The sequence below is a fragment of the Stenotrophomonas sp. STEN033 genome (assembly GCF_056856655.1).
Genome location: NZ_JBXFWM010000063.1, coordinates 19,550 through 28,120, shown reverse-complemented (window position 1 = coordinate 28,120; position 8,571 = coordinate 19,550). Strand labels below are relative to the sequence as shown.

The following is an 8,571-nucleotide window of genomic DNA, read 5'->3' as shown; positions in this document are numbered from 1 at the left end:
GCCGAGCCATGCTCGGCAGCAGCCGTACCGGGAAAGCTCCTGCCGAGCATGGCTCGGCACTACCGGTTCGCTCTATTGGGAAAGCCCCTGCCGAGCATGGCTCGGCACTACCGGTTGGCTCTATCGGGAAAGCCCCTGCCGAGCATGGCTCGGCACTACAAAAAAGTGCCTGTGTCAAGCCCTCAGTGAAAATCGCTGGGGGCTTGAAAGCTTATACAGGACACGGGTTTAGCTCTACTTCGGGCCGCTTTGCGGGGCTGCGGCGTTGTGGGCTAGGAGCCACATAAGAGCGTCGCGGTAGAAAGCCGGAGCGTACTGCGTCGGGGCGATTGCCAGCAGACGGCAGGCTTGCTCGGCCATCATAGCCCAATCGGTCGCGGCGCTCCAGAACGAAGAACGCGCAGCGTTGGGCTGCGCGTTCGAGGGTGCGTCGGCAAAGTATCCGTGCATTGTCAGCTCGGCTTCGGCGGTGCGGGCCTGCTCGCGCCTCCCTTCCTGAATCCCCGGTCGCCGGCAATGAACGCCTCCAGCATGTGCGGGATCAACTTCTCTGCATCGACCGCCTCGCCATACGCCTGCGCGTGCAGTGCGGCGTAGCGGTCGAGGTCGGCTTTCAGGCTGGCCGGGCACGCGAAGGTAAGCTTGACGTTCTCGGTCTTGGGCAGCGGCCCAAGCCGCAGTTTCTTGGTCGCGTTCATTGCGAAGCTCCCCGATTGAAGAACAGCGGCTGGTAGGGCCGCAGCACTAGATCCCGGTTAACGATGATCCGCACCGGCAGGCCCGGCCGCTCGGTCAGCGTCGGTTGGATGTTCATGTTGCGCCGGGTGATTTCCTGGCCGACCTGATTGATGCTGTCCTGGGCGCTGTCACGTCCGGCGATGACGATGCGGTTGCCGTCCTGGCGGTTCTCTGGCGCGGCCAGTTCTGCGCCGACGCCCAGCAGCGTCGTCAGCACCGCACCGGCAAAGATGCGGTTCCAGTGCCAGTCCACGTCATCCTCCAAGCCCGCGTAGCCGGCCGGGTCGGTGCCGACAAGGTTGTCCAGCGTCAGCGAGGACGTGTCGGGCAGGATGATCCGGTTCCACACCACCTGTACGCGGCTCTGTCCGTAGCCGACCTGGCTGTTGTAGCGCCCGAGGATGCGCGCCCCCTGCGGAATCAGCAGGAACTTGCCGGTGGCTGTGTCATAGACCGGCTCCGTCACAGTGCCGATCACGTCGCCCGGCAAGTCCGACTTGATGCCTGTCACTAGCGCACCGGCGATCACCGTTCCGGCCATCACCTGATACGGCGACGCGGGCAGCGCCAGATTCCCGGAATTGCGGGTTTCCGTAGAACCGGCTTTCAGGAACGCCTCTTTCTGGTCTTGCCGGTTCTGCACGGCGGTCGGGTCGGCGGGCTGGGCCGCCGTTGAGGCAGGCCCAGCAGCGAGCGGATCGAAGGCCGCAAGCGTGCTTGCAGCCCCCGGCGCTGCCTGCGCGACCGTGGCGGCGGTCTGCCCTTGGCCGCCCGAGCGGAAGAACACCGACGAGGCCGCAGCCGCGTCCGCCTCCTTACGCAAGGCATCTTCGGGATCATGGCCTGGCGGCGAATAGCCCGGCGTCACCGGCTGCTGCGAAGCGACGATGGCCGGGCCAAGGTCGCCGGGCAACGGCGGCCCCAGCTCGGGCACACCGGGCGGCAAGGCTGGTGGCAGCTTCGAGTAGTCCGTCGGCAGCGCATCCAGCCCTTCGGACTTCGAGACGCGATCGACGTTGTAAAGCTCGGTCTGCTCGTTGGTGCCGCGCCGCTGCGGTTGCAGCGACCAGATCGTGGCCGCGAGCACGGCGACCGACAGGCCGCCGACAAGGATGGCCAGCGTGCGCCGGTTCAGGCGCGTGACCGGGCGCGGCTGGGCGCGCAGCGCCACCGCTTCGGGCGCGACCTTGCCCGCCTGCGGCGTGGCAAGGTCGGGGGTGTCGTCCTGGCTCATGGTCAGTTCCTCCGCGCAACGCCGTCCGTGCGCTCAATCCGCACCACGTCGCCCTTGTCTCCGCCCAGGCGAAGTTCGGCCGCGCCGAACAGCCGATCCACGATGTAATACGGCGAGCGGAAACGGTAGTTGACCAGTTGCCCGTCGCCTTCCGGCCCGATCACGAACAGCGGCGGCAGCTCGCCTTGCGCGATGCCGACGGGGAACTGGATATAGACCTTCGCACCGTCGTCGAAGGCGCGCAGCGGCTTCCACGACGGATTACTGCCGCTGACCGCGTAGCGGAAGCGCAGGTTCTCCAAGGACAAGCCGGAATCCACCGGCGCGGCTGCGCTGGCCGCCTGCGCCCGGCGCTGCAAGGCCAGCATCCGGTCGCGCGGATACTCCCAGGACGCCGACGCCATCCACGTCTTTTCCGTCGAAGCCAACTCCAGCAGGTACGTCCTGCGGTTGGTGGTGATGACGAGATTTGTCTTGAGGCCCGAGCGGATCGGCTTGACCAGCACATTGACGCGCAGGTCGGCACCGCTGCCGCTGGACGTATCGCCCACGATCCAGCGCACAGTATCACCAGCGGCCACCGTCACCAGCTCCTCGCCCGGCTGGAGCGAAATCACGGTCACGCGGCCCACGGCTGCATAGACTTGGTAGAGCGCGCCATCGGTGAACGGCCACACCTGAATCGCGTTGACGTATCCCTCGCGCGTGGGTGCGACGCGCGCCTCGGCATTGGCCCGTGAGACGCGCACCTTCTCGTCGGCTGGCTCCGGCGTGGGCTTGGCGTCCTCGGCTTCGGGCAATGGCTTCAACTGCGCCGGCATCGGCAGAACCTCGGGCACGGCCACCACCTCCACCGGCGCGGATGGCTCGGGTAGCGGCTGGGCCTGCACCGGCTCATCGAGCGAGATGGTCGGCGGTGGCTTGCCCTGCGTAGCGCAGCCCGCCAGGGCAAGCAGGATCACCGGCAAGGCGGATTTACGGAGAAGATCATTCATGGCTTGGCTCCTTCGGAAGAATCCAGTTCGCGGCTCCACGACAGGCCGTTGACGTAGATGCCCAGGGGGTTCTTGCGCAAGCGTTCTTCGGTGCGCGGCGGCTGGAGCACGATGGACACCACGGCCGTCCACCGCTCCAAGCCCGCCGCGGCGCCGTTGACGTAGCGGCGTTCCGTCCAGCGCACGTTGAAAGACGTGTCGCTGGCGCGCACGACGCTGGTGATCTGCACCGTTACCGACTCCTTGCCGATACGCGCGAACGGGTCGTTGACCCGTGCGTAGTCGTTGAGCACGGCCGCGCCCTTGTCGGTTGTGTAGTCGTAGGCGTCGAGCCAGTTCTGGCGGACGACGATGGGGTCGATGGACAGCGAGCGCACCAGCGTCACGAAGCGCGCGATGTGGTGCGCGGTCTGCGCATCGTTGGGCCGGTATGGCGTGGCGGCTTCGCCCACGGCGCGTACCTGGCCCGCGTTGTCCACCTCCACGACGTAGGGCGTCACGATGGATTGCGCCGAGCGCCACACCAGGCCGCCGGCCATCAGCAGCGCAAGCGTTAGGCAGCCGAAGGCCATCAGGCGCCAGTTCTTCGCCTGCACGCGCGGCAAGCCGATGCGCTCGTCCCACACCTGGCCGGCAGCTTGGTACGGCGTGGCAGGCTGCGGCGTGTCGGCATAGCGCACCTGCGGTTTCTTGAATCGCATGGTCAGTTCTCCTTATGAATCGGAATCGCGCAGGCTCGGCCCCTGGCCGGAGCCGCCGCCATCGCCACCGCGTAGCGTGTGGGCGGTGGTGGTCGCGGCATGGGTGAGTTGCTGGCGGCGGTGCAGGCGTTTGGCCCAAGCGGGCTGTTCCTGCTTCTGGGCGGTAGCCGCGCCGGCTGTGGCCTCGCCTGCGCCACCCTGACCGGATGCCGCGCCGCCATCGGCAGCAGCGCCATTCCAGCCAGCGCGGAAGGGAGCGGCCATGCGTTGCCCGGCAGCGGAGGCGCGGGATGCCGCGCCTCGTTCGGCTGCCTGCGCGCCGGTCTTGGCGACGTTGCCCAGGCCCGCCATTGCGCCTTTCGCACCACCGCCTGCGGCGGCGGAGCCGGCCTGGAACGCCGATTTCGCACTGCCAGCCGCCGACGTGGCCGCACGCGCACCAGCGCCGGCCAGCTTGGCGGCAGCCGGTGCCATACGTGCGCCAGCGGCTACGGCACCGCCTACACCCGTCGCGGCAGCACCGACAGCTACCGCCGTCCCGGCCGCACCGATGGCAGCGCCTGCCATCGCGCCCGCGCCGAGCTGCGGCGCACCGGACACTAGGCCCGTGGCGATACCAGGGCCGAAGATCCCCAGCGCCAGCAAAGTGAGCGAGGCCAGCATGATGACCAGTGCGTGGTCGAGCGACGGCTCATCGGGGTGGACTTGGAACTGAGTGAACAGGCCCGAGCCGATACCGACGATCACGGCCAGCACCAACACCTTGACGCCGGAGGCCACCACGTTGCCCAAGACCTTTTCGGCCAGGAACGAGGTCTTGTTCCAAAGCGCGAACGGCACCAGCACGAAGCCCGCGAGGGTTGTCAGCTTGAACTCGATGAGCGTGATGAAAAGCTGGATCGCCAGCACGAAGAAGCACAGCACCACGACCAGCCAGGCGAGGAACAGCACCAAGATGGCATCGAGGTTCAAGAACACCTCGGGAAATCCCATCATGTCGTCGAGCTGGAGGAAGATCGGCCCGCCCGCGTCAAGGCCGGTTTTCGCCAACCGGCCAGGCTGCAAGAAGTTCTCCATCGTGATGGCAGAGCCGGTGGCGGTGATGCCCAATCCCGCGAACGAGCGGAAGACGATGCTCGCCAGCCAGTTGAAGTTGTTGATGATGTAGGCGAAGGCGCCGACGTACAGCACTTTGCGCAGCAGCTTGGCGATCACGTCCTCGCCTTGGCCGGTGGCGTGGCTCATGGCCCAATACAGTCCAGCGATCGTCATGTCGATGACGATCAGCGTAGCCGTGAGGAACGCCACTTCGCCCCGCAGCAGCCCGAAACCCGAGTCGATATAGGCGGCGAAGGTGTTGAGGAACTGGTCGATGATGGTCACGTCATTCATGGCGTGTCCTCCGGTTCGGGTGGCATTGCGGGAGCCACGCCATCGGCCGGCTCCTCGAAGCTCGGCGGGATCGGCGGCAGGTCGGCCAAGGTCTGGTATTCATCCGGCTCAGCCTGGCCGGAGAAGAAGCGCCGCCGGAAGGCTTCGGCAGCGGCGCGGCAAGCGTCCTCGCCCGTGGCCTGCCGGTCGGCCGCGCATTGCGCGCGCAATGCCTTGAGCCGCACGGGATCAGCGGCCAAGGCATCGGCAAGGTGGTCGGCCGGCTGCTCGCCGCAAGCGGCCACCAGCGCGACACACAGGACAAGGACGCATCGCATGGCGGCCTCCTGTCAATTGCCGTAGAAATCCACGCGCTGCGGCGTGTACGGCGTGCCATCGCCGATGAAACGCCGCCGCACTTCGCGCGCTCGCTCGGTGGCGGCCGCCTGCCGCGCCAGTTCCAGCGAGGCCGCACGATCCTGCGTGATCTGGAGCCGTTGCGACTGGATCGACTGCTTGGCCTGCAAGGCCAGCAACTGGTTCATGGCCTGCATGGCTTGGAGCGCGCCTTCGGCCGACTGGCTCTTGCCCACGAGGTCAGCCAGCACGCTTTCGTCTTCGCCCAGGTTCTGCGACACCTGTGCCTGCATCTGCATCGTGGTCTGCAAGCCGTTGAGCGTGTTCCGCCAACGCTCCTGCGCATCGCGGTACATCTGGTCGCCGCTGACGGTGGCGGCGTACTGCTCGGGATACAGGCGCGCAAACTCCCGATCCAGATTCGTCACGTCGTAGGCCAGGCCGCGGGCCTGCGCGATCAGCCGCTCGGTCGTCGCCAGATTGGCGCGCAACTGGTTCACTACGCTGGACGGCAGGCTGGCGAGGTTGCGCGCCTGGTTCATCAGCATCTGCGCTTCGTTCTGAAGCTGCTGGATCTGGTTGTTGATCTGCTCCAGCGTGCGGATCGCGGTCAGCGTGTTCTGCACGAGGTTGGTGGGATCGACCACGACCCATTGCGCATGGGCGGTGGCGGTGCAAAGCATGGCCGCGATGGCGGCGGCGATAAGACGCTTCTTCATGGCAGATTCTCCAGGGGTTGGTCAGCGAGGGAACCCGGCGCGAGGCCGGGGAACGAGGGCAGCAGGTCGGCCGCCCAATCGAGGCCGCGATGGCGCAGCCAGGCGCCCGCGAAGCCGGGCACGCCGGCGTCCAGCAGCACGCGGTCTATGTCGCGCTGGTCTTGCGGCGTGGAAGCGCCCACAAACGCCAGCGCCGCCGGCCCCAGGTCGAGGTCGAACAGGCGGTTGCCGAGGCGGGATTGGTAGTAGTAGTCGCGCTTGGGCTGCGCGGTTGCGACGATTTCGATCTGTCGCCTGTTGAGGCCGAAGCCCTCGTAGATCGTGCGAATCTGCGGTTCGGTCGCCTGCGGGTTCGGCAGGAAGATGCGACTGGCGCAGCTTTCGATGATCGCGGGCGCGATGCTCGAATCCTTGATGTCGGCAAGGCTCTGCGTGGCGAAGATGACGCTGACGTTCTTCTTGCGCAGCGTCTTGAGCCACTGGCGGATACGCGCGGCAAACACCGGGTCATCGAGGAACAACCACGCTTCATCGAGGATCAGCAGCGTGGGCGCACCGTCGAAGCGTTCATCGAAGCGCGCAAAGAGGTAATGCAGCACGGCCATGACGGCGGCCTTGCTGTGCATCAGCTCCTCCATCTCGAAGCACTGCACGTCGGCCATGCCGAGGCGGTCATGGTCGGCGTCCAGCAGCTTGCCGTGGGCACCGCCTAGCACATAAGGCGACAGCGCCTGGCGCAGCGTGTTCGATTGCAACAGCACGGAGACCCCCGTCATCGTGCGCTGCTCCACCGGCGCACCGGCGAGACTTCCCAGCGCCGACCAGATAGCTGTCTTCTCGTCGGGGCCGACCGCCACGCCTTCGTGCACCAAGCGGCCTTCGATCCATTCGGCGGCCCACGTGCGATAGCCCTCACGGTCGATACGCGCGAGTGGTTGGAAAGCGATTTCGCCATCCGTGCCCAGGTCGTAGTGTTCGCCGCCCAGGCCGAGGATCGCAGCCCGCATGGAGCGGCCCATGTCGAAGGCGACGATGCGCGAGCCGCGATAGCGGCGAAATTGCATCCCCAGCGTGGCGAGCAAGACCGACTTGCCCATGCCAGTCGGCCCCGCGACCAGCGTGTGGCCCACATCGCCGATGTGCGTCACGAGGCGAAACGGCGTGGCGCCATCGGTGCGTGTGACGATCAGCGGCGGGCCGTCGAGGTGGTCGTTCTTCTCTGGCCCGGCCCACACCGCCGACACCGGCATCATGTGCGCCAGGTTCAGCGTCGAAACGATGGGCTGGCGCACGTTCGCGTGGGCGTTGCCGGGGATCGAAGACAGCCAGGCATCCACGGCATTGAGCGTTTCAGGGATGGTGACGAAGCCCCGACCCTGGATGACGCGCTCCACCATGCGCAGCTTCTCGTCTGCGACGGCAGCGTCCTCGTCCATGACGGTGACGGTCGCCGTCAGATAGCCGAAGGCGACTTGATCGCTGCCTAGCTCCTGCAAGGCAGCGTCGGCATCGGCGGCCTTGTTGTTGGCGTCGGTATCGACCAGCGGGCTTTCCTGCTGGAAGATCGTTTCGCGCAGCAGCGCGATGACGTTCTTGCGCTTGGCGAACCATTGGCGGCGCAGGCGTCCCAACTCCCGTTCCGCCTCGGATTTGTCGAGGCAGAGAAAGCGCGTGCTCCAGCGGTACGCAAAACCGAGGCGGTTGAGGTCGTCCAGAATCCCTGGCCAGGTCGAGGTCGGGAAGCCGCGCACCGACACCACGCGCAGGTGCTGGTCGCCCAGCATGGGCGCCAGGCCGCCGACCAGCGCGGAATCGGTCAGCAGCGCGTCGATGTGGAACGGCACTTCGGGCACGCCCACGCGATAGCGCCGCGTCGAGATGGTCGCGTGCAGGTAGGTCAGCGTCTGCGCGTCATCGAGCCAGTCAATTTCCGGCATCACGCCGTCGAGCAGGTCAAAGACGCGATCCGTTTCCGCGACGAAGGCTTGCAGCCGCTCGCGCCAGTCCACACCATTCGTCGGCGTGTTCTCGTAGAGCATCCTGGCTGCGCGGGCGCGGGATTCTTCCGGCGGCAGGTAAAGCAGCGTTAGGTGATAGCCGCTCTCGAAGTGATGGCCCGATTCCTCGAAGGCGGCCCGGCGTTCTTCCTCCACCAGCCACGAAAGCGGTTCGGGAAACTCCGAGCGCGGATAGTCGGCAGCGGCCCGGCGGTCGGCTTCGATGAACAGCGCCCAGCCCGATCCCATGCGGCGCAGGGCGTTGTTCAAGCGCGCCGACGTGGCGATCAGTTCGCCTTGCGTCGCACTGTCGAGGTCGGGCCCACGAAACCGGGCTGTGCGCTGGAAACTGCCGTCCTTGTTCAAGACGACGCCCGGTGCGACCAGTCCGGCCCAGGGCAGCCAGTCAGCAAGCAAGGCCGGGCGCTGGCGGTATTCGGCGAGGTTCAGCATCGCGGC

General features: G+C 66.7%; 8 protein-coding genes. All 8 read right to left on the bottom strand.

Going from position 1 to position 8,571, the window contains the following annotated elements:
• Nucleotides 1-452 precede the first annotated feature (452 nt).
• Genes AC1VXC_RS17190 through trbE form a run of 8 tightly spaced genes read right to left on the bottom strand, consistent with a single transcriptional unit; the run spans nt 453 to nt 8,565 of the window.
• Entirely contained in the window at nt 453-698 is a 246-nt protein-coding gene (locus AC1VXC_RS17190; RefSeq protein WP_023093971.1) for a DUF2274 domain-containing protein, read from the bottom strand.
• On the bottom strand, nt 695-1,972 hold the full coding sequence (locus AC1VXC_RS17185; protein WP_023093970.1) for a TraB/TrbI/VirB10 family type IV secretion system protein: 1,278 nt from the start codon (nt 1,970-1,972) through the stop codon (nt 695-697). The genes AC1VXC_RS17190 and AC1VXC_RS17185 overlap by 4 nt, the downstream gene beginning before the upstream one ends.
• Before the next feature lie 2 nt (nt 1,973-1,974).
• Nucleotides 1,975-2,967, bottom strand: a complete 993-nt coding sequence (gene trbG / locus AC1VXC_RS17180; protein ID WP_023093969.1) for a P-type conjugative transfer protein TrbG — start codon at nt 2,965-2,967, stop codon at nt 1,975-1,977.
• Nucleotides 2,964-3,668 carry a conjugal transfer protein TrbF gene (gene trbF / locus AC1VXC_RS17175; RefSeq protein WP_023093968.1) on the bottom strand — a complete coding sequence of 235 codons (705 nt, stop codon included), beginning with the start codon at nt 3,666-3,668 and terminating at the stop codon, nt 2,964-2,966. Before trbF ends, trbG begins: the two co-directional genes overlap by 4 nt.
• 12 nt (nt 3,669-3,680) lie before the next feature.
• The gene (gene trbL, locus AC1VXC_RS17170) at nt 3,681-5,060 is read right to left on the bottom strand and encodes a P-type conjugative transfer protein TrbL (RefSeq protein WP_023093967.1); all 1,380 of its coding nucleotides are present in this window, start codon (nt 5,058-5,060) and stop codon (nt 3,681-3,683) included.
• Nucleotides 5,057-5,377 (bottom strand): hypothetical protein, encoded by a 321-nt coding sequence (locus tag AC1VXC_RS17165; protein WP_023093966.1) that lies wholly within the window; start codon nt 5,375-5,377, stop codon nt 5,057-5,059. The genes trbL and AC1VXC_RS17165 overlap by 4 nt, the downstream gene beginning before the upstream one ends.
• A gap of 12 nt (nt 5,378-5,389) precedes the next feature.
• Entirely contained in the window at nt 5,390-6,115 is a 726-nt protein-coding gene (gene trbJ / locus AC1VXC_RS17160; protein WP_023093965.1) for a P-type conjugative transfer protein TrbJ, read from the bottom strand.
• Nucleotides 6,112-8,565, bottom strand: coding sequence for a conjugal transfer protein TrbE (trbE, locus tag AC1VXC_RS17155; RefSeq protein ID WP_023093964.1), 2,454 nt, complete (start codon nt 8,563-8,565; stop codon nt 6,112-6,114). Before trbE ends, trbJ begins: the two co-directional genes overlap by 4 nt.
• Nucleotides 8,566-8,571 lie beyond the last annotated feature (6 nt).

What these genes read in the sequence shown, in the direction of transcription:
- AC1VXC_RS17190 (WP_023093971.1), bottom strand. Translation starts at nt 698, where the DNA reads ATGAACGCGACCAAGAAACTGCGGCTTGGGCCGCTGCCCAAGACCGAG.
- trbE (WP_023093964.1), bottom strand. Translation starts at nt 8,565, where the DNA reads ATGCTGAACCTCGCCGAATACCGCCAGCGCCCGGCCTTGCTTGCTGAC.
- trbJ (WP_023093965.1), bottom strand. Translation starts at nt 6,115, where the DNA reads ATGAAGAAGCGTCTTATCGCCGCCGCCATCGCGGCCATGCTTTGCACC.
- trbL (WP_023093967.1), bottom strand. Translation starts at nt 5,060, where the DNA reads ATGAATGACGTGACCATCATCGACCAGTTCCTCAACACCTTCGCCGCC.
- AC1VXC_RS17185 (WP_023093970.1), bottom strand. Translation starts at nt 1,972, where the DNA reads ATGAGCCAGGACGACACCCCCGACCTTGCCACGCCGCAGGCGGGCAAG.
- trbG (WP_023093969.1), bottom strand. Translation starts at nt 2,967, where the DNA reads ATGAATGATCTTCTCCGTAAATCCGCCTTGCCGGTGATCCTGCTTGCC.
- AC1VXC_RS17165 (WP_023093966.1), bottom strand. Translation starts at nt 5,377, where the DNA reads ATGCGATGCGTCCTTGTCCTGTGTGTCGCGCTGGTGGCCGCTTGCGGC.
- trbF (WP_023093968.1), bottom strand. Translation starts at nt 3,668, where the DNA reads ATGCGATTCAAGAAACCGCAGGTGCGCTATGCCGACACGCCGCAGCCT.